The following is a 19,008-nucleotide window of genomic DNA, read 5'->3' on the forward strand; positions in this document are numbered from 1 at the left end:
CGTAGCCCTCCCCGCACGGTTCCGTTACCCTCCTCGCGCTTCGTTGGGGAGCTGTATCGTTAGGAGAGTGTACGAATGAGCAAGCATGTCGACCCTGACACCATCCTGCTGAAAATGCCGTCCTTGAGGGCTGTGAAGGCATTTGTCGCCGCGGCCAAGTACGAAAGCTTCACCCGTGCGGCGGAGGCGTTGTGCGTTTCGCAAGCCGCGATCAGCCGGCAGATCCGTGAGCTGGAAAGCTATCTGGGCGCGCAACTGTTTACCCGGGTCGGCCGGGCGGTGGAACTGACGGCCGCCGGCGCGGTGTTCTTCGATGCCGCGCAACTGTCGTTCGTCAACATCGCCCAAGCTGCCGAACGTATCCGCAGCAGCCAGTCGACCAAGAAGGTGCTCACCGTCTGTTGCTCGCCGGCCTTTTCCGCGCTGTGGCTGTCGAATCATTTGCAGGAGTTCTTCGCGCAATGCCCGGACATCGAACTCAACCTGATCACCACGCAGAACTTTCTGACCATGGAACCCGGTGTGCAGCCGGACATCTTCATCACCAAGATTTCGCGCATTCGTGATGGTTATAGAAGCTACCCGTTGTGCCACGACGTGATTTACCCAGTGTGCACCCCGCAGTATCTGGAGAAACACCCGGAGATTGCGACGATCGAAGGCGTGCGCGATTCGTCATTGCTCAACCTCAGCCCTTACGGCCGCTCGCAAGTCGCCGAACATGTCGACTGGGGCGTGTGGCTGGCGTTTCAGGCCATCGATATTGACGATCGCCCGGCGAACAGTCCGCAGATCTTCAACGCCAACGACTACAACCTGCTCATCAGCATGGTCCTGACCCATCAGGGCATTGCGTTGGGCTGGAATCACTTGGTCACGGGATTGGTACAGCAAGGTCTGCTGGTGCGACCGATCGAGCAACAGGTGCAATTGCGTAACAGCTGGCACTACCTGAGCTGTCGCGAAAGCTCCGAAAACGAAGACGAACTGCGGCGTTTCCGCGAATGGATTCTGGCGAAGTTTCCCCGCCGTTAATTCAGTCCGCACAGGCGTCGGCTGATTTGGTTATCAATAGCCCGCCGAAAATGTTGCTAGAGCGGCACCCTCCCCCTGGCTCATTGTTGAGCCGCGCCGGCCATGATCGGTTCGGCTCAACTCACAGGAAGGGATTGTTGAATGTCACTCTTCGAATTCTGTCGCGACTTTGATTTCCTCGATGCCCCGTTCAAGACTCGTGCAATCGTGCAGGACAGTCTGCTGGATATCGTCGGCGTCATGGCCGGTGCGGCCAGCAATGACACCACCAGCGCGATGCGACGTTTTGCCGAACGGCATTACCCGGCGGGCGCTTACAGCAGTCGCCTGATCTTTGCCGGGCAGCGCGTCAACGTACTCGGTGCAGCTTGGGCCGGAGGGTTCAGTGCTGACAGCCTCGACGCCCACGAAGGCCACTTCAAATCCAAGGGTCATGCCGGTGCCACCGTTGTTCCCGCCGTGCTCGCCCTCGCCGATGCGCTGCATCATCAAGGCCAGGCGATCAGCGGCCATGAACTGCTAACCGCGTTGTGCATCGGTTATGAAACGGCGCTGCGAGCCGGTTCCGCATTGATGGCGACCTCGCCGACTTATCACGCATCGGGTGGTTTTTCCGCGCTGGGCGTTGTCTGCGCCGGCGCGCGCTTGCTGGGCTTGGATGAGCCGACCTTTCGCCACGCCTTGGGCATCGCCGAGTACTTCAGCGCACGCTGCCCGATGATGCGCGTGGTGCAAGCGCCGACGATGCTGCGCGATGCCCACGGAGCAGGCGCATTTGCGGGTTTGAACGCGCTGTTCATGGCCCGGGAAGGCATCACCGGTGCACCGGCAGAAACGGTTGAAGACGTCACCGTCGCCGAATACTGGACCGACATCGGAACACGCTGGGAGATCGACAGTCAGTACTTCAAACCCTGGCCGGTCTGCCGTTGGGCGCAACCGGCGCTGACCGCCATGCTCGAACTGCAGCGGGAAAATCCTCAGCTCGATGCCGACTCGATTGAAACCGTTCGTGTGGAAACGTTCTACGAATCAATGTGTTTGCAAGGGCATACGCCGAGTGACGCCGACCAGGCGCAGTACGCCCTCGCCTTTCCGCTGGCCGCATTGATTGTGCGGGGCAAGGTCGGTCCGGAAGAAGTCACCGGGGCGGTGATTTTTGCCGAAGACATTCTGGCACTGAGCCGCCGTATCGAAGTCGTCGAAGCCGCCGATATCTCCGCCCGATTCCCCGACGAAATCCTCTCCCGATTGACCATTACCCTGAAGAACGGTGCCGTGCTGGTCAGTCCGGTCACCGCCGCACGTGGCGATCCCGAAACCGCCCTCAGCGCTGAAGAGCTGAGTCAGAAATTTGATCTGTTCGCCAGCGGTCTCGGTGTAGAACGCAGTGCCGAGGTGAAAACAGCGATCAAACACATCGCTCAATCCAGCTGCGCCATAACCGCCCTGGAACCGATTTTCCACCCGCTTCCGGCACTCCAGTCAGGCCCTCATCGATAACGCCAACGCATGAATTGCCCACAGCAAATATCGTTTGTGACGTCTGTCCTGAGCCATATAGGCTGAGAACCATGTCGCCTATGGGAGGATAACAATGAACAATAAAGAAAGCGTTTTTGACCTGATCGCTCAGCGCAAACCCTGGCACTCGCTGCCGGGTGCTCTTTACAGCAGTGAAAGCGTTTACCGTCAGGACCTTGAGCAGATCTGGCACAAGGACTGGATCTTCGCCGGCCATACCTTTGAAATTACCAAGCCAGGGCAGTATTTCACTCTGCAGATCGGTGACTATCCCGTCGCAGTGGTCCGCGGCAAAGACGGCGAGGTTCGGGCGTTCCATAACGCCTGCCGTCACCGTGGCGCAAAAATCTGCGAGGCCGATCATGGCAAAGTGGCGAAGATGGTTTGCCCGTATCACAAGTGGACGTATGAGCTAGATGGCAACCTGTTGTTCGCCGGCAACATGGGCCAGGATTTCGACAAGTCCCAATACAGTCTGAAAAGCGTTCACTGCGAGATCGTCGATACCTACATTTATGTCTGCGTGGCCGCCAAGGCCCCGGACTTCGAGGGTTTCCGCAAAGCCGTCAGCCCTTTCGTAGCGCCGCATTATCTTGAAAACTGCAAAGTGGCGTTCGAGTCGAACATCATCGAGAAAGGCAACTGGAAACTGGTCTTCGAAAACAATCGCGAGTGCTACCACTGCGACGGCTCACACCCGGAGCTGCTGCATTCGTTCGTCGATAACCTGTCGGTGGGCGGCGTCAGTGGCGAAGATGATCCAGAGCTGTCGGCTTACTGGTCCAAGTGCGAGAGCGCCGGGCTGCCAAGCCGTTTGGTGATGGACATCAATGGCCAGTTCCGCATGACCCGTATTCCGCTGTCATCCGGTGCCGTCAGCTACACCATGGATGGCAAACCGGCCGTTGCCGGTCGCCTGGACAAGACAGCTGAAGCGGACATCGGCGCGCTGCTTTACTTCCACTACCCCTCCACCTGGAATCACTTCCTCGGTGACCATGCGCTGAGCTTCCGCGTGCTGCCGATCAGCGCCACCGAAACCTTGGTCACCACCAAATGGCTGGTACCCGACAGCGCAGTGGAAGGCGTTGATTACGAAATCGAACGCCTGACCAAAGTCTGGATTGCCACCAACGATCAGGACCGCACGCTGGTCGAGGGCACCCAGCGTGGCGTGACCTCGCCTTCGTACGAGCCGGGGCCTTATTCGGAAACCGCCGAGACCGGCGTTTGCCAGTTCGATGACTGGTACTGCGCCACCATGATGGATCGGCTCAAAGGCCCTATCCCGTTGAAGTCTGTTGGCTGACCTGCGTTAACCCTGCTCCCTGCCAGCATCCCGACGGATGCTGGCAGGGACTCTTTCGTCTCGAAAAGCTGTTATTCCGGTTCGTCGCCAAAAAAGCCGGGAGGCACCGATAAGGATGTCCGCATCAATGAACGCCTCGACGTCATCCCTGGCAGCTTACGCAAACCACGGCGAACGCGTATCCACGCGCATCGTATTTTGATCACCGGCATTGTGATGTCGGCCTGGGCGCCGCTCGTTCCGTTGGTGAAGGCGCGTACCGGACTGGACGACGGTGGACTGGGCCTGTTGTTGCTGGGGTTCGGTATCGGCTCGATCGTCGCCATGCCGTTTGCCGGTTATCTGACTGCACGGTTTGGCTGTCGGCCAGTGATCATCTGCTCAACCCTCGCGTTGTGTTCGGTGCTGCCTATGCTGAGCCATCTGACATGGCTGCCGGGGCTGGCGCTTGCGGTGCTGGGGTTCGGCGCCAGCATGGGCATGCTCGATTGCGCGATCAATATCCAGTCCATCATCGTTGAAAAGAACAGCGGCGAAACCCTGCAATCCGGGTTCCACGGGCTCTACAGTGTCGGTGGCATCGCCGGCGCAGGTGCCATGACGGCGATGCTCAGCCTGGGTCTGGATCCGCTGTTGTCGGTGCTGTGTCTGGTGGCGATCATCCTCGCCGCGCTGTACAAGGCTGCGCCGAGTTTGTTGCCCTATGGCACGGAGAGAGACGGCCCGTTGTTGGCGCTGCCAAGGGGGATCGTGCTGCTGTTGGGCTGTCTGTGTTTCATTGTTTTCCTGACGGAAGGCGCCATGCTCGACTGGAGCGCGGTTTTCCTCGCCTCGCAACGCGCAATGGAACCCAGCTACGCCGGTTTGGGCTATGCGAGTTTTGCGGCGGCGATGACGCTCGGGCGCCTGACCGGAGATGCCATCGTCAGCCGGCTGGGTGGCGTTCGCGTGGTGGCGCTGGGCGGGATCTGCGCGGCGGCCGGCATGTTGGTTTCTCTTGTGTTCGATAGCTGGCAAGCGTCCTTGCTGGGTTATGCCTTGGTCGGCATCGGCTGCTCGAACATTGTTCCGGTGCTGTTTACGGCGGCGGGTCGGCAACAGCGCATGCCCCAGCGCACCGCCATCCCGGCGATCATTTCCATGGGCTACGCCGGCATTCTCATGGGGCCGGCGTTTATCGGCATGGTTGCGCATCTCAGTACGCTGGTCATTGCATTGGGGGGATTGGTATTTCTGTTGTTGTTTGTCAGCTACGCCGCGAGATTTTTGAAAGCCTGATGCGCTGGTCACAAGCCTTTGGAACATTGATCGGCTTGAAGGAAATCTTTTAGCGAAGCCTGATAAAGGGTCAGTGGTCGATTGTCGGGCTGCGACAGTGCAAATGGAATCACAACGAGATGTGAAACCGTTGTGGCGTTTACTGAATAGGTTTTTTGCCTGCAAACGCCGTTTTCTTTATTCAGGATGAAATCAAACTTGAACAGGTCTGGCCTTGTGCACCAGCTCGGAATCAAACCAAAACTCAACCCCGTCAAATACTCTTGTGTGCAAGCGCCACCCAATGAAAATTCCGAGACTTTTATTTCCAGTGCAGGGAGTCTCGAGGCTGCAGGTCTGGAGCTGAGATCCTGTGCATTTGGAAACATGCTTTTTGTCTGCGCGTAGGCGTCTTTGCCAAGGCGACTGTTTTTCCAGGGAGAGTCTATTTGGTAGCTGAAGCTAGAGATGATTTCCTGTGTTCCAGTTCCAGCGTGCTCGTTGATTGTCGGCACGGTCGCATAGGAGGTACAGCCGGAACACAGCATCGCGATACTGACAACAACACATCCATGAGCTATTAAGCGGCGCATTCTAAATTTCAGTCCTGGTTATTGATTAGCCATTGCACTGGCGTTTTTCTGGCCTGCTTCGGCCAGCTTCTTTTGCACATAAAAAAGCATCAGCACCGAGTTTCTCTGAGCTTGCCGAGACTGTTGTTCGAACAACGTCACAAGTTCTTCTTCACGCTTGCACCCAGCATTGACATTGCCCTTTGCAAATTCGCAGGTACCGTATTGGCCCCAGCCTTTGCGGGCTTCATCGGTGTCTCGTGCGGGGTAAACCCAATACGCGTTCCATGCACCGTCGACGACAGGTTTACCGGCCGCGTCTATCTGCCCTATCGCTTGCAAGGTTGCTGTGGCAGCGGCGTCCAGAAAACGTCGAGGGTTGGCATCGGCTTTACCCGCCCCATCACGAAGCGCCTGACACTGCGCGTCAGACAAGTCGAACACTGGCAGGGCTTCAATACTTTCGAACTCATCAAACGGATCGGCAGGATTGCCCGGTAACTTTGCGTGGTAAGCCGGCACCACATGGCCGGGTACGCTCATGTCCTGTATGTAGTGCAAGACCCTTCCCGCTTGCTCGTAGACCTCAAACGGGTCGGCATCAGGTTTCACCAGCAACTCGTTCAGCTTCTTGATGCGTTTGTTGAAAATCGCGTCCAGATTGCGCTCGAAGAACCAGAATGGCTCAAGCTTTTCGTTGCGGTTGTAGAAATGCCAGTGGGTAGCGCGCTGAAGGATCGTCCGCGGGCTTGAGTCTTCTGCATCCGTGCCTTTAACCAACGCCTCGCCCAACTGCACAGGTAGCTTTACTCCGGGGCAGCGCTGAAACGCCTGCGCTGCTTTTAGCGCGTAGGCCGAATGCAGCTCGGGGGTAAAGGCCATGGCCGGGGTTGAGGGGTTGAACAGCAGTGACAAGCCCAGTACTGCCCAGTAACGGATCGGGGCTGAACGGTCTACCGGGGTGGCTTCCATGCTGTTGCTCTCCATAAACCCGCGTGATTGCGGGAGACTTGCGTTGCGACGCTAATTTAGCATCGTTAAGGGAGGCCGCTAAGGCCTCTTTCAGTGAGGGTTTTCGCCCACGCTGACCTTGATCGGAGTTGCTTGGGAAATCTTGTGCTGCCGGGTCGCCTGCCAACACAGTAGCGAACCCACCGTCACCAGCACGGCGCCCTGCCAGAACTGCATCTGCAAACTGACGCCAAGCCACACCGCAGCGAATGCCGACGACAGCACGGGCGCGGAGTAGGACGCGGTCGCCAGCAAGGTCAGGTTTCCCCGCAGAATGCCGATGTTCCAGAGTGCGTAGCCACCGGCCATGGCGATTCCCGCCGCCAGCAGTTCCAGAGAGTTTGCCCAGGTGAATGGCGGAATCTGTTCGAGGCTGAGGAACCACTTCAACCACAACACCACGGACGTCAGTACGAAAAACAGCACCACCAGATTCTGCCCGCCGGCATAACGACGCGTGACATTGCAATACAGCGCAAAAGTAATCGCACAGGTCAGGGCCAGGCTGTAGCTCAACGGGTTGGACTGAACATTGCGCACAATCCCCGGCAACGATAATCCCTCGCCACTGACCACCCACAAGATGCCGAAAATCGCCAGCGCGGAGCCTGGGATGATGAACCACCGGGTCTTCTGCCCGTTCATGACAATCGCCAGCACCACGGTCAGGCACGGCCACAGATAATTGACCACGCCCAGTTCGATGGCTTGATGACGATCACTGGCGAAACCCAACGCCAACGACAGGCACACCTCATAAGCGACGAACAAAGCGCTGCCCAGCACCAGATAGAGCCTGGAGGGCGAGCGAATCCGCGGGCGGCCGAGGAACACCAGCAAGAGCATCGCGCCCAGCGAATAGATCAGCGCAGCGCCCCCCAGCGGGCCGAAGTGCTCGCTGACGCCTCTGATCAATCCGGCTGCGGTACTCCACAAAACGATCGCTACCAAACCACACGCCGTGGCGGCCCGCTCACCTTTGATCAGCATCATGACTCCTGGCACAAAATGGCAAACCGACCGCACAGGCTAACCAGCGCAAGAGGATCAATAAAGGAACATTTTTGCCGTGCAAACCATGAGCTGTCGTTATGTCATGACCTTGATTGACCTGCGTCCAACTGTCGCAGCAAACAGCCATTGGAAAATTCCATACAAGCCTTAGAATCCGCGCGCTCTTGCCGTCGCCAGAGTTGGCGCCCGACTTGAAGGGCTAGCCACACCTCATTGACGAGTGGCCGACTCAACCGCCCTGCCCGTTCGGCAGGCATTCGCACCACACATTTTTTCGGCTTGGCAATCGCATGCGCAGAGGCGCACGTTCTGCTGTTCGATCTCCAGAGGTTTTTATGTCTCCGCGTTTGCTGGCCATGGCGCTGGCGCCCCTGCTCGGGCTGTTCATTGTTGCGCTGGGCAACGGTTTTCTATCTTCGCTGACCACCCTTCGACTCGACGCCGCCGGTGCCTCGGCGACGATGATCGGTGTCGTTTCATCGGCCTACTTCATCGGTCTGACCCTGGGTGCGGTGTTCAATGACCGTTTGATTCTGCGCATCGGTCATATCCGCGCCTACGGCAGCTTTGCTTCGCTGATCGCCGTGACCATCCTGCTGCAGGGCTTGTTCTATGACACCTGGGGCTGGTTCGCCCTGCGCCTGATCAACGGCTGGGCCACGGTCGGTGTGTTTCTGGTGATCGAAAGCTGGCTGCTGCTGGCGGGCGACGCGAAGATTCGCGGGCGCTTGCTCGCGTTGTACATGATCGTCTTGTACGGCGCCGGTGTGCTGGGTCAGGCAACGCTGGGCAAAATCACCGGGCTCAGCGACAGCGCGCCGTTCATGGTCGCCGGCATGCTCGCCTCGTTGTCGGTGCTGCCGATCGTGATCCTGCCGCGCGTGTCGCCGCTGCTCGATCAGGTCGAGCCGCTCAAGCCACGGCAACTGCTGGGCGTGACGCCGACCGGGCTGGTCGGTTGTTTCGGCTCGGGTGTGACCATCGCGGCGATCTACACCTTGCTGCCGTTGTATCTGCAACGCAGCGGTCTGAATGTCGGGGAAGTCGGCAGCATGATGGCCTGGACGATTCTCGGCGCCATGCTCCTGCAATACCCGGTCGGGCGCTGGTCCGATCGCAAGGATCGCTTGCAAGTGCTGACCATTCTGACGGTGGCGTGCACGCTGTTATCGCTGGTGATCGTCCTGGTGCCCTTGTCCAAGACGATGCTCGCGGTGATGTTGTTTCTGCTTGGCGGTGGTGTGTTCGCGCTGTACCCGGTCGCGGTCAGCCACGCCGCAGACCGCGCCCCTGCCGAAGCCTTGGTGCCAATGATTCAGGGCTTGCTGCTGATCAATTCGCTGGGCTCGGCGATCAGCCCGATGATGATCTCTCCGGTGATGAATTCGTTCGGCGCCAATGGTTTGTTCTGGGTATTTGCGCTGGTCAATCTGTGCATGGTCACCTTCTTCCTGTGGCGCCGTGGCAAACGTCCGGTTCCGGCAAATCCCGCGCCGTTTGCAGCGGCAGCAACCTTCTCGCCGACAGGTGCGGAATTGCGAGTGACCGAAGATCTGCGTCAGGCAGTGCAGGAGCATCCGCCAATGGTTGATGCACTGAGCGGCGAACCTTCGCCACAATGTGAGACGCGCTAAGGGTTGCGCCAGTCTGCGTCAAGCGCAGGCTGGCTCGCAGCACTATTCCGATTCGTGGGTGATGTCCACGAGCGGAATCGGCTCAATGGCCCAAGCGCGAATCTGACGACGTTCAGGGCTGGGTATTGCGCAGGCTTTGCGTCCAGTGAACGTTCGCGCGAGGCGGCCTTCATCAATGCGCCAGCCGCGCTGCTCCAGTGCCTGCACGTCTTTGCGAAAAGCAATCTGCAGCGCATCGGATTTCAACGAAACCTCCTGCTGGAAAGAGTCCGGCACACGTTCGGGCCGGACGTTTTTCAGCACGGCATGATCTTGTTCGAAGATGCGGATATTGCTCGCAATGAACCTGCGATCCAGCAGTCGGGTGCGCAGGAACGTTCTGCCCATCATCCACCAGGTGCGCGTGCGATTGGCGTCAATCGGAACATGCGCCGAGACGATGTAGATCCGCCAGCCGTTGGGCAACTGAAGCTCAAGCGTTGTACAAGGGCCGGACAGGTGAAACCCCGGAACAGTGCCGACGCTGACAAACTCAGTGGAGGATTTGCGCCGCAGCAGCCCCTTGCGTGCCGGCCTGCGCATGACTATTTGCGCGCTGCCGCTCCACGCATCGCTTGCGACCTCGAATGATTCAATCTCGGGATGATCCGGATCGCCGAAGGTTGAACCATGGACAAACGGTGCGTGCGCGAAGTCCAGACCGTTTTCAATAATCCGGTCCCAACTGGCCTGCCAGTCAAAGTGGCCCGAGACCACGCGGATGGCGGGATCATCGATCCAGTCGAGCGCGGGCAAGGGTGGACGTTCAGACTCAGGCAGATCACCTAAAAACGCCCAGATCCATCCGTATCGCTCCAGCGTCGGGTACGCATCGACGCGGGCCTTGGCGGGAATCCGCAGGTCGGGCTGCGCCGGTATCAGCGTGCACACTCCATCAGTGCCAAACCGCCAGCCGTGATAAGGGCACTGCACGCTATTGCCCACTTTGCTGCCGGCGGACAGCGAGCCGCCGCGATGCACGCAAATATCCGACAGCAAGTGAGCGACACCCGCGTCATCGCGGAACGCAACGAACGGTAGTCCGAGCAATTGAACCGGCATCAATCCATCAGTCAGCTGTGACGATGGGAGAACGACATACCAGAGGTTTGTGAGCATGGGGGCGTTTGATCCGTCAGTACAGTTAGCTCAGATCAGAAAAACCTGAAATTCAAATTAAACCAGCGCCTGCACAGCGACAATCAGCCAAGCACTTTATAGATCTCTGCAACTACCTGAGTCGTTGCGGCTTCGATGGTTCCCTCATTACGGCACAACACCCAGCCATGATCGGCAACCGCCTGCTCGAACATCTCGCTACACACGACATGCTCGGCGTGTTTCTGGATCACTGTGCCGCCCAGTCCTCGTGATCGGGCCGTTGCCCGTGCCCATGAAATGTCCGGCGCGGTGACGACGCCGACATGCAGATCCGGCACGCGCACGCCTCGCTGCATGTTCAGATGCAGAATCTCGGCAAACGGCACGCTATGGCGAAATGCGGCATCCGACGGATACCAGCGGTCGATCAGAATGATGCTGTCCAGCGGCTGTTTGGGCAGCACCCGCTCAGAAATCCAGCGACGGCTATCGGCAAGGCGCTGACACACCGCCCACTCCAGATCCCGGGACGGATGTCTGGCGAGTTGGTTGACCAGGGCCATGGTTTCGCCGCGGTACGGATCGCTTTTTCTCTCGCACAGGCGGATGACTTTCTGGTTGTTTGCCCGCAGTGCAGCGGTAACGGCCTCCAGCAGTGTGGTTTTGCCGGTGCCCTTGGGCCCATCCAGAGAAATAAACAGCGGCAGCTTCATGGTTCACGCAACGACAGAGACATTGCTGAGCACTCTAACCTCATTTGCGCATTTCGATGAGCTGATCCCTGCCCTTTGCCTACACTTGCTTGCCAAAGATGTTTAGCCCTGCCAAAGGAGTCACCATGTCCAAGCTCTATCCGAGCATCGATCCCGAGGGATTGGTCGAGTATTCCGTGGTCTACACCGACCGCTCGCTGAACCACATGTCGCAGTCCTTTCAAGGCGTGATGAAGAACATTTCCATGACCCTGAAACAGGTCTACCACGCCGAGGCGGTGGCGGTGGTTCCGGGCAGCGGCACATTCGGCATGGAAGCGGTGGCGCGACAATTCGCCACCGGCCAGCAGTGCCTGGTGATACGCAACGGCTGGTTCAGTTATCGCTGGAGCCAGATTCTGGAGATGGGCAACATCCCGGCGGCCACTACGGTGCTCAAAGCCCGGCCGGTTGAGACGGGTCGCCAAGCCGCCTACGCCCCGCCACCTCTGGACGAAGTGCTGGCCGCCATTGCAGCGCACAAGCCGAAAGTGGTTTTCGCGCCCCACGTTGAAACTTCATCCGGAATCCTCCTGCCGGACGAGTACCTGCGAGCCGTTGGCGACGCCGTGCATGCGGTGGGTGGTCTGTTCGTACTGGACTGCATTGCCTCCGGCACCATTTGGGTGGATATGCACCAATGCGCGGTCGACCTGCTGATCAGCGCACCGCAGAAAGGCTGGAGCGCCTCACCTTGCTGTGCCTTGGTGATGTTCAGTGCTGCGGCGCTTGAGCGTATCGAACAGACGCAAAGCAGCAGCTTCGCTTGCGACCTGAAAAAGTGGCTGCAGATCATGCAGGCCTACGAACAGGGCGGACATGCCTATCACGCGACCATGCCCAGCGATTCCCTCGCGCGGTTCAACGACGTGATGAAAGAGACGCAAGCGTACGGCTTCGACAAGGTTCGCGACGAGCAACAGGCGCTGGGCGATCGGGTGCGTGCGCTGTTGACCGGCAAAGGCATCAAAAGCGTGGCGGCTGCGGGCTTTCAGGCCCCCGGCGTGGTGGTGAGCTACACCGATGATGCCGATATCAAAAGCGGCAAGAAATTTGCCCAACACGGCCTGCAGATCGCTGCCGGCGTGCCGCTGCAATGCGACGAGCCGGCCGACTTCCAGACCTTCCGCCTCGGTCTGTTCGGACTCGAAAAACTGCAGAATATCGAGCGCACGGTCAGCCTGCTGGAGCAGGCACTGGATGAGGTGATGGTTGAGTAAGCCCTCCTCTGCCCGCCGCAGATAACCAACGTTTGAACGCCAGGAAGGCGAAATAGAACCCCTCCTGGCAAGAAGGGTCTGCTCTCCTATGCCCCCTTCAGGAATACACCTCATGTCCGCACAACACAGCCTCGTCATACTTGCTCGGGGAGGCTACGCCGCTCGGGGAGTGCTGTATCTGATCATCGGTATCTTCGCATTGCTCGCCGCCCGGGATTCGACCCGACCCAAGGACAGCCACAAGAGTCTGGAGGCCTTGCTAGGCCAGCCATTCGGCTACTTTTTAGTTGGGTTGGTGGTGGCGGGTCTGCTCGCCTTTGCGGCCTGGCGTGTCCTGCAAGCTACGCGTGATGTCGATCATCACGGCAAACAGCTCAAAGGCCTGGTGATTCGCGCCGGCCTGTTGGCGGGAGGTCTGGTCAATGGGGCTCTGGCGTTTTTTGCCTTGGGCCTGCTCGTAAGCGGTATTCGAAGCTCGGGCAATACCGGAGGGCAGACCAAAGATTGGCTAGCGCATCTCTTGTCGTGGGAATACTCGAATGTGTTGGTGTATGTGATCGCCCTCGTTCCGCTCGGTGTTGGCATTGCTCACATCATCAAGGGCTGGAAAGCGTCGTTCGAAAGGTATTTTGAGGCCGATGAAGAAGTCATGCGCTACGTCCGCCCGGTATCCCGGTTTGGTCTGATCGCTCGCGGACTGGTGTTTATAGAGATTGCATTGCTCCTGGCAATCAGCGGTTCCACCTATCAAGCCATGGATCCACCGGGTCTGAAAGAAGCGCTCGATGCGCTGCAGAGTCTGCCCGCTGGGTGGCTGGTTTTGATGATGATGGCCCTGGGGTTGATTGCCTTCTCGGTTTACAGTTTTTCTGAAGCGTTCTGGCGCAAGATCAATATGGATGTGCCAGGCGTCTCCAGGCAGTAGGGCTTCATAAAACAGCCGAAAATGCAGCGCATCCTCAGATGCGCTGCAGGCTGTTTTTACAACGCAAACGTAGTCCCGCGAGTATTCACAAACAGTGAGTAGATCGAGTGACTGCTGGCCATGAACAGCCGATTCCCTTCGCGTCCCCCAAAGCACAGGTTCGGGCAGCGCTCCGGCAGGGAAATGTGCCCGATGGCCTTGCCCTGCGGATTGAAAACGCGCACACCGTCGAGTTTTTCCAGGTCGGCCTTGGGATCACCATTGCCGCCCCAGCCGCACCAGAGGTTGCCCGCTTCATCACATTTGATGCCGTCGATCGCGGCATACTCCAGCCCTTCGATGTGCTTGCGACGTTCGCCCAGTGTGCCGTCGTCCTTTACGGCAATTGCCCAGATCAGACGATTGGGCTTGGCCCGACCTTCAACGACGTACAGGGTTTTTTCATCGGGCGAAAAGCACAGGCCGTTGGGGCCGTTGAGGTCATCGATGACCCGGGTGACTTTTTTGCTCTCGCCGTCGATGCGGTACACGGCGTGGGGTTGGCTCGGAGTGATTTTGTGGCCTTCGTAGTTGTTGCTGGTCTGGAATGGCGGATCGGTAAACCAGATCGATCCGTCACTTTTGCAGACGATATCGTTGGGCGAGTTGAAGGGCTTGCCGTCGAAGCTGTCGGCCAGCACGCTGATCGTGCCATTGGCTTCGGTGCGCGTGATGCGCCTGCCTTCGCTGGTCGTGGTGGAGCCTTCGCAGACAATCAGGCGCCCTTGGCGATCCCGGCACATGCCGTTGGAAAAGTTCGAATGTTCGCGGTACACACTGAAGGTGTCGGTGATCTCGTCCCAGCGCATGATGCGATTGTTGGGGATGTCGCTGACCAACAAATAGCGGCCATCACCGATCCAAACCGGCCCTTCGGCCCAGCGCATGCCCGTGGCAAGTTTTTCAACACTGGCGTTGAAAACACGTAGTTCGAGAAAGCTGTCGTCGAGGATGTGGATCAGCGGATCAGGGTAGCGCTGACTCAAGGGTTCGGCGGCCTCGGCGAGTCGGGTTAGCGCGGTACTGCCGACGGTGGCGAGCGTGGCGGAAACGGCGAGGGATTTTTTCAGGAAGCTGCGGCGGGTGTTGCCTTTCGCTGGGTCAAGGCTTTCAGAACTGGCGGACAGGGATGAGTCCATGTAGCGATCTCCGTGATTTTATTTTTTTTGGGGGAGACACAGTAATACCTTGTGATAGGACATCGTACAAGTGCTGCTTTGCGACGGCTGTATGGCGTATACAGCGGTGAAAACCTCTCCCTGCGCTTTGCGTTACTCCATCCAAGATAATGCTCGCGATGCGCTGCTCGGGTCGGCAAGTCGTTAGCCAAACATTGTTTTATAGCGTTGAAGCGTTAAGTCTCTCGATAGTTGCTGAAGCATTGCTGCCTCATGCTGCAGTAAGCCGATTATCTCAACGACGCTGTTTGCCTCCTTGTTCGTCAGTTTTTGCAGAATGCTTAACAAGTCAGCGGCGCAGCTTTCGTTCACAGCGGCAGACTCAACCAGTCTTAGCTGAAGATTTTGAAGGTCACGCAGAGGTTTCATCGGCTTAATCCTTCGACGAGGGCATTATCTGAGGTCTCACCCCCATTCTCAGGACTCATCAAGAGTTTTCCTATCAGACTGTTCCTAAAATCGCGCTGAACTTGATTTGAAACGGGTTGAGTTCTCGATTGATAACGGTGCCCTGGATGGGCACCGTTTTTGAAAGGCCTGGCCGAAGTCACGGGGGCGTGGAACACGCCAAAACGATACGTTCCAACGCTACTTTCCCTCCACCGGCATGGCCCAAAAATGGAAATGGCGTTAGCATTTCACCCATTCGGCTTAACAAGCCTGTTTTTTCAGATCAGGGTCGCAAAGTGGAAAAGCTAAAACGCCTTCAAAGCGGAATCGAAGGGCTCGACGCGCTGCTTCAGGGTGGCCTGGTCGCGGGTGCTTCGTACATCGTTCAGGGCCGCCCCGGTTCCGGCAAGACCATCCTCGCCAATCAGCTCGGCTTCAATCATGCCCGCAATGGCGGTCGCGTTCTGGTCGCCACGTTGCTGGCCGAGTCTCACGACCGACTGTTTCAGTTTCTGTCGACCATGAGTTTTTTCGACGCATCCCGAGTGGGCGCTGAAATACAGTTTGTCAGCGCTTTCGATACGCTGGAAAACGAAGGCCTCGATGAAGTGGTGAAACTGCTGCGGCGCGAAATCAGCCGGCAGAAAGCGACGGTCATGGTCGTCGACGGTTTGCTCAACGCCCGCTCGAAGGCCGACTCACCGATCGACACGAAAAAATTCATCTCCGAACTGCAAGGCCATGCGGCATTCGCCGGTTGCACCGTGCTGTTTCTCACTAGCTCGCGCCTGGACGACGGCAGCCCGGAACACACGATGGTCGACGGCGTCATCGAAATGGGCGAAGAGCTGTTCGGCACGCGATCGGTGCGACGCATTCACCTGCGCAAGACCCGCGGCAGCGGCGCCTTGACCGGTGTTCACGAGTGTGAGATCACCGAAAACGGCCTGGTGGTCTATCCGCGCCTGGAAAGTCTGTACAAGCGCCCTTCCGCCCCCGACAGTGCAGACATGACACGCATTCCCAGCGGCATCGCTTCGCTGGATGACATTCTCGGTGGCGGCTTGCACAGCTCCAGCGTCACGCTCGTCATGGGGCCTTCCGGGATCGGCAAAACCACGCTGGGGCTGAAGTTTCTCGCGCAGTCGACGGCCGAAGCGCCGGGCCTGCATTTCGGTTTCTATGAGAGCCCGCAACGGCTACGACTCAAAGGCCATTCGCTGGGCATCGATATTGAACAAATGGAACACAGCGGTGCGCTGAGCATTGCCTGGCAGCCGACCACCGAGGGCTTGCTGGACGCCCTCGGTGCGCGCCTGCTGAGCCTGGTCGATGAAAAAGGTATCAAACGCCTGTTCATCGACAGCCTCAGCGGCATGACTCGGGTTTCAACCACACCGGAACGCATCACCGACTTTTTCAGTGCACTGATGAACGAGCTGCGATCCCGAGGCGTTACGGTCTTCGCCTCCTGGGAAATGCGCGATCTGTTCGGCTCCGAGGTCAGCGCACCGAATTCCGACCTGTCCAGTATTGCCGACAACCTGATTCTCATGCGTTTCTTTGAAAATCACGCTGAACTTCGCAGGACGCTTTCCATTCTCAAGATACGTGATAGCTCCTATAACCCTTCGCGGTTCGAGGTAGTCATCCGTGATCAAGATGTGTTCCTGGAAAAGGCTTTGAGAAATGAACCTTCCGTCTCATCTGAGTCATTGCCTGGTTCAATATCGTAAGTCTTCGAGCGGGTTGAAATAACATGACCACCATCCTGGTAGTCGACGACGAGTATCTGATTGCTGACATTCTTGGCTTTGCGCTGGAGGATGAAGGCTTCATGACGGTGACGGCCAGCAATGGCAAGAAAGCCCTCGAAGTGCTGGAGAGAGAACGGCCAGCACTGATCATCACGGACTTCATGATGCCGGTCATGGACGGCCTCGAATTCGCCGAAGCCGTGCGTGCCCAGCCTTGCGTCAAACACCTGCCGATCATTCTCATGAGTGGAGCGCAGGCGCACATTGGCATGCAGCGCTCGGATCTGTTTGACGTGGTGCTGCCCAAGCCTTTCGACATTGAAGTGATTGTGGCTGAGGTGAAGAAGCTGTTGGCCTCCTCATAGATACTCAACGACAAAGGCAATTTCGGCATTGGCATTGCCCGCTCTCATTTGTGAATTGGCGGGTTCAATGCGCACGAAGCGCGCTTGCAAGTCTACAGCTGCATTCCCGCCTTCCGATGTAGGCGCTTTCGTTATGTAGTTCTGATTCAGCTTGAGTGGCTTCCCGTCTCTGAAGCGCATCTGCAATGCCAAACCTTTGGCAGTGGAGCTACTGTTCAGATTTACCATGCCAGTATTAGCGTCCCACGCAGGGCTGCCCGCAGTGGGCGAAAAGGAGTAGCGGAAGTTATTTATTCCGGCAGGACAGTTTTTCATACTGAGAAAAAAGTATTGCTCCTTGGCATAGGCACCGTTCTTCGGGAAATCGCTCAAGTTATAACTACCCATATCAACTTTCACATCAGGTGTTTCGCAAGACTGTGAGACGACCCTGGTGCCATTTGTATTCATTGCCAGAGGCTCGATTTCAGCGGCGACAAAGACTCCCAATTGGCCTGAGGGTATCGTCGCACTCCCTGAAATAGTGCCCGTCTTTACGAGCCGCAAGATGTGCTCACTGCCATTCCAACCCCAACCGCCAGCAACGTCGCTGTCTCCCGGAAAGCCTTTCCATGCTTTACCCGAGGGTGGTCGAATCCATTGCCAGCCGATCCCGGTATTTCCAACAGGAAAAATCTGCGCGCCTGATTGGGTGACACCCACAGAGTTGCGCACACCTTCATTGTGTACCGCAGAGCACCTGAACGAACTGGGAATGGCTCCCAGGGTCACGATTGGGCTTTCATAGATAACCGTGCCGTTCGGTGTGTCCTGCGGCACCGAGATCGTGGCCGGAAGGACAATGTGGACATTGCCCTTGGAGTTGTCGGGATAGAACTCGCATACCGCCGCCATTGCATTTGACGACAGCACATACAAGAGCCCGACAATTAATATATAGCATAACTTCATAACACTCTCTCTGACTCTGCGTTGCATGCAAACAACTGAATGATTGACGATGGTGCGAATATTCAACCGGCAGCAAAATCACCACAACCGGAGCGAGAAGATAATGAATAAATAGCACTTGGGCAAAAAGTTTATTTATTCAACAATCAGACAATTCTCATGGATTTATAGTCAACTAACTAAATCTTGAAACCTATAAAAAGGACGCGTTGTTGAACACCTCCTTTACCAGCGCAAATAACCAACACCCAATTTAAGACTCGTCTTAAAGGCGCAACCGAACTCGGCCATTACACTGGCCGCTCGTGATAGGAGAAACGATTCCGTGAGAGCCCTCGATACCCTCAATAGTCCAAACCCCCAGAGCAACGCCGCCATCTACTGCCTGACGATTCTGGCACTGGCGCTGATCGCCATGACTGTGGTCGCCGGTTACCAGCTCAATGAACTGTTTCCACTGAAGGCTGTGGTGCAACAACAGGAGGTCCAGCTCACCCACCGCGCCGATGCTATCCAGTCAATGAGCGCAGAACTCAAGCGTCTGGCAGAACAGAAGCAAGCCCTGGAAACCGATCTGCTTACCACGAAGGAACAAGTGAAGGCCGCCGAGGCGGCAAAGACGGAGCTCGAAAACACTCAACGCGCGGCGCAAACCAGCGCCGCGTTAGAGGACGAAGATTCTCTGTGCGCGATCATCGAGCAAAATATCCGCCTCGTAGCGGATCAGCTCAGTCGCGACGACTTCTTTCGCTTGCGTGATGAGCGCGAAGCTGAAGCCGAAGCCGTGCTTGAAAGCTATGAAAAACAACTCGCCACCTGCATTGAACAACTGACGGCACAAACCGCATCGCCAGCTCAGAATTCTGCACCCGATGCGCAAGACTTCACTTCACCGATCAAGCACTGATAAAAAAGCCCTGGCAACCAGGGCTTTA

At 57.4% G+C, this 19,008-nt stretch carries 17 protein-coding genes and 1 pseudogene; 10 read left to right on the plus strand and 8 right to left on the minus strand.

The genetic code is table 11. The features are described 5' to 3' along the window. The first annotated feature begins 75 nt into the window (after positions 1 to 75). The 4 genes from ACOYXE_RS07760 (at position 76) to ACOYXE_RS07775 (ending at position 5,146) form a co-directional block, all read left to right on the plus strand. Positions 76 to 1,035: a LysR family transcriptional regulator gene (locus ACOYXE_RS07760; protein WP_160057836.1), complete on the plus strand. Its 960-nt coding sequence runs from the start codon at positions 76 to 78 to the stop codon at positions 1,033 to 1,035. 141 nt (positions 1,036 to 1,176) lie between these two features. Further along, entirely contained in the window at positions 1,177 to 2,538 is a 1,362-nt protein-coding gene (locus ACOYXE_RS07765) for an MmgE/PrpD family protein (RefSeq protein ID WP_460928536.1), read from the plus strand. 94 nt (positions 2,539 to 2,632) lie between these two features. Further along, on the plus strand, positions 2,633 to 3,868 hold the full coding sequence (locus ACOYXE_RS07770) for an aromatic ring-hydroxylating oxygenase subunit alpha (RefSeq protein WP_405123784.1): 1,236 nt from the start codon (positions 2,633 to 2,635) through the stop codon (positions 3,866 to 3,868). 216 nt (positions 3,869 to 4,084) lie between these two features. Next, the gene (locus tag ACOYXE_RS07775; RefSeq protein ID WP_460928539.1) at positions 4,085 to 5,146 is read left to right on the plus strand and encodes an MFS transporter; all 1,062 of its coding nucleotides are present in this window, start codon (positions 4,085 to 4,087) and stop codon (positions 5,144 to 5,146) included. 8 nt (positions 5,147 to 5,154) lie between these two features. Here the strand turns inward: ACOYXE_RS07775 and ACOYXE_RS07780 are convergent, their stop codons facing one another. The 3 genes from ACOYXE_RS07780 to yddG all read right to left on the minus strand — a co-directional run bounded on the left by ACOYXE_RS07780 (position 5,155) and on the right by yddG (position 7,698). Then, the gene (locus ACOYXE_RS07780; RefSeq protein ID WP_160057832.1) at positions 5,155 to 5,718 is read right to left on the minus strand and encodes a hypothetical protein; all 564 of its coding nucleotides are present in this window, start codon (positions 5,716 to 5,718) and stop codon (positions 5,155 to 5,157) included. A gap of 18 nt (positions 5,719 to 5,736) precedes the next feature. Next, positions 5,737 to 6,669, minus strand: coding sequence for a hypothetical protein (locus ACOYXE_RS07785; protein ID WP_460928542.1), 933 nt, complete (start codon positions 6,667 to 6,669; stop codon positions 5,737 to 5,739). 90 nt (positions 6,670 to 6,759) lie between these two features. Beyond that, a complete protein-coding gene (yddG, locus tag ACOYXE_RS07790) occupies positions 6,760 to 7,698 on the minus strand; it encodes an aromatic amino acid DMT transporter YddG (protein WP_460928544.1) in 939 nt (312 codons plus the stop codon). Between the two features lie 359 nt (positions 7,699 to 8,057). On the opposite strand from yddG, the gene ACOYXE_RS07795 reads away from it, so the two are divergent. After that, on the plus strand, positions 8,058 to 9,356 hold the full coding sequence (locus ACOYXE_RS07795) for an MFS transporter (protein ID WP_160057829.1): 1,299 nt from the start codon (positions 8,058 to 8,060) through the stop codon (positions 9,354 to 9,356). A 42-nt stretch (positions 9,357 to 9,398) separates the two neighbouring features. Here ACOYXE_RS07795 and ACOYXE_RS07800 read toward each other — a convergent pair whose 3' ends face one another. Both ACOYXE_RS07800 and ACOYXE_RS07805 read right to left on the minus strand, forming a co-directional pair. Beyond that, positions 9,399 to 10,457, minus strand: a complete 1,059-nt coding sequence (locus ACOYXE_RS07800) for an aromatic ring-hydroxylating dioxygenase subunit alpha (RefSeq protein ID WP_460928546.1) — start codon at positions 10,455 to 10,457, stop codon at positions 9,399 to 9,401. A 140-nt stretch (positions 10,458 to 10,597) separates the two neighbouring features. Further along, on the minus strand, positions 10,598 to 11,209 hold the full coding sequence (locus ACOYXE_RS07805) for a dTMP kinase (RefSeq protein WP_460928548.1): 612 nt from the start codon (positions 11,207 to 11,209) through the stop codon (positions 10,598 to 10,600). Between the two features lie 125 nt (positions 11,210 to 11,334). On the opposite strand from ACOYXE_RS07805, the gene ACOYXE_RS07810 reads away from it, so the two are divergent. Next, the gene (locus ACOYXE_RS07810) at positions 11,335 to 12,468 is read left to right on the plus strand and encodes an alanine--glyoxylate aminotransferase family protein (RefSeq protein WP_405123790.1); all 1,134 of its coding nucleotides are present in this window, start codon (positions 11,335 to 11,337) and stop codon (positions 12,466 to 12,468) included. Positions 12,469 to 12,580: 112 nt separating this feature from the next. After that, on the plus strand, positions 12,581 to 13,393 hold the full coding sequence (locus ACOYXE_RS07815; RefSeq protein WP_160057825.1) for a DUF1206 domain-containing protein: 813 nt from the start codon (positions 12,581 to 12,583) through the stop codon (positions 13,391 to 13,393). A gap of 56 nt (positions 13,394 to 13,449) precedes the next feature. On the opposite strand, the gene ACOYXE_RS07820 is transcribed toward ACOYXE_RS07815, so the two are convergent. Continuing rightward, positions 13,450 to 14,571: an SMP-30/gluconolactonase/LRE family protein gene (locus ACOYXE_RS07820; RefSeq protein WP_460928551.1), complete on the minus strand. Its 1,122-nt coding sequence runs from the start codon at positions 14,569 to 14,571 to the stop codon at positions 13,450 to 13,452. A gap of 183 nt (positions 14,572 to 14,754) precedes the next feature. Continuing rightward, positions 14,755 to 14,979: a hypothetical protein gene (locus ACOYXE_RS07825; protein ID WP_160057823.1), complete on the minus strand. Its 225-nt coding sequence runs from the start codon at positions 14,977 to 14,979 to the stop codon at positions 14,755 to 14,757. Between the two features lie 317 nt (positions 14,980 to 15,296). On the opposite strand from ACOYXE_RS07825, the gene ACOYXE_RS07830 reads away from it, so the two are divergent. Together ACOYXE_RS07830 and ACOYXE_RS07835 are read left to right on the plus strand one after the other, a co-directional pair. After that, entirely contained in the window at positions 15,297 to 16,736 is a 1,440-nt protein-coding gene (locus tag ACOYXE_RS07830; RefSeq protein ID WP_160057822.1) for an ATPase domain-containing protein, read from the plus strand. 23 nt (positions 16,737 to 16,759) lie between these two features. Continuing rightward, positions 16,760 to 17,122, plus strand: a complete 363-nt coding sequence (locus ACOYXE_RS07835) for a response regulator (RefSeq protein ID WP_093431585.1) — start codon at positions 16,760 to 16,762, stop codon at positions 17,120 to 17,122. 60 nt (positions 17,123 to 17,182) lie between these two features. Here ACOYXE_RS07835 and ACOYXE_RS07840 read toward each other — a convergent pair. Beyond that, a pseudogene (locus tag ACOYXE_RS07840) lies at positions 17,183 to 18,100 on the minus strand (fimbrial protein); the annotation flags it as partial. Between the two features lie 388 nt (positions 18,101 to 18,488). Between ACOYXE_RS07840 and ACOYXE_RS07845 the strand changes: the two are divergent. Further along, entirely contained in the window at positions 18,489 to 18,980 is a 492-nt protein-coding gene (locus tag ACOYXE_RS07845; protein ID WP_180697809.1) for a hypothetical protein, read from the plus strand. Positions 18,981 to 19,008: the final 28 nt, after the last annotated feature.

The organism is Pseudomonas sp. MC6, from assembly GCF_054790575.1.

What these genes read in the sequence shown, in the direction of transcription:
- ACOYXE_RS07760 (WP_160057836.1), top strand. Translation starts at nt 76, where the DNA reads ATGAGCAAGCATGTCGACCCTGACACCATCCTGCTGAAAATGCCGTCC.
- ACOYXE_RS07765 (WP_460928536.1), top strand. Translation starts at nt 1,177, where the DNA reads ATGTCACTCTTCGAATTCTGTCGCGACTTTGATTTCCTCGATGCCCCG.
- ACOYXE_RS07770 (WP_405123784.1), top strand. Translation starts at nt 2,633, where the DNA reads ATGAACAATAAAGAAAGCGTTTTTGACCTGATCGCTCAGCGCAAACCC.
- ACOYXE_RS07775 (WP_460928539.1), top strand. Translation starts at nt 4,085, where the DNA reads ATGTCGGCCTGGGCGCCGCTCGTTCCGTTGGTGAAGGCGCGTACCGGA.
- ACOYXE_RS07780 (WP_160057832.1), bottom strand. Translation starts at nt 5,718, where the DNA reads ATGCGCCGCTTAATAGCTCATGGATGTGTTGTTGTCAGTATCGCGATG.
- ACOYXE_RS07785 (WP_460928542.1), bottom strand. Translation starts at nt 6,669, where the DNA reads ATGGAAGCCACCCCGGTAGACCGTTCAGCCCCGATCCGTTACTGGGCA.
- yddG (WP_460928544.1), bottom strand. Translation starts at nt 7,698, where the DNA reads ATGCTGATCAAAGGTGAGCGGGCCGCCACGGCGTGTGGTTTGGTAGCG.
- ACOYXE_RS07795 (WP_160057829.1), top strand. Translation starts at nt 8,058, where the DNA reads ATGTCTCCGCGTTTGCTGGCCATGGCGCTGGCGCCCCTGCTCGGGCTG.
- ACOYXE_RS07800 (WP_460928546.1), bottom strand. Translation starts at nt 10,457, where the DNA reads ATGCCGGTTCAATTGCTCGGACTACCGTTCGTTGCGTTCCGCGATGAC.
- ACOYXE_RS07805 (WP_460928548.1), bottom strand. Translation starts at nt 11,209, where the DNA reads ATGAAGCTGCCGCTGTTTATTTCTCTGGATGGGCCCAAGGGCACCGGC.
- ACOYXE_RS07810 (WP_405123790.1), top strand. Translation starts at nt 11,335, where the DNA reads ATGTCCAAGCTCTATCCGAGCATCGATCCCGAGGGATTGGTCGAGTAT.
- ACOYXE_RS07815 (WP_160057825.1), top strand. Translation starts at nt 12,581, where the DNA reads ATGTCCGCACAACACAGCCTCGTCATACTTGCTCGGGGAGGCTACGCC.
- ACOYXE_RS07820 (WP_460928551.1), bottom strand. Translation starts at nt 14,571, where the DNA reads ATGGACTCATCCCTGTCCGCCAGTTCTGAAAGCCTTGACCCAGCGAAA.
- ACOYXE_RS07825 (WP_160057823.1), bottom strand. Translation starts at nt 14,979, where the DNA reads ATGAAACCTCTGCGTGACCTTCAAAATCTTCAGCTAAGACTGGTTGAG.
- ACOYXE_RS07835 (WP_093431585.1), top strand. Translation starts at nt 16,760, where the DNA reads ATGACCACCATCCTGGTAGTCGACGACGAGTATCTGATTGCTGACATT.
- ACOYXE_RS07845 (WP_180697809.1), top strand. Translation starts at nt 18,489, where the DNA reads ATGACTGTGGTCGCCGGTTACCAGCTCAATGAACTGTTTCCACTGAAG.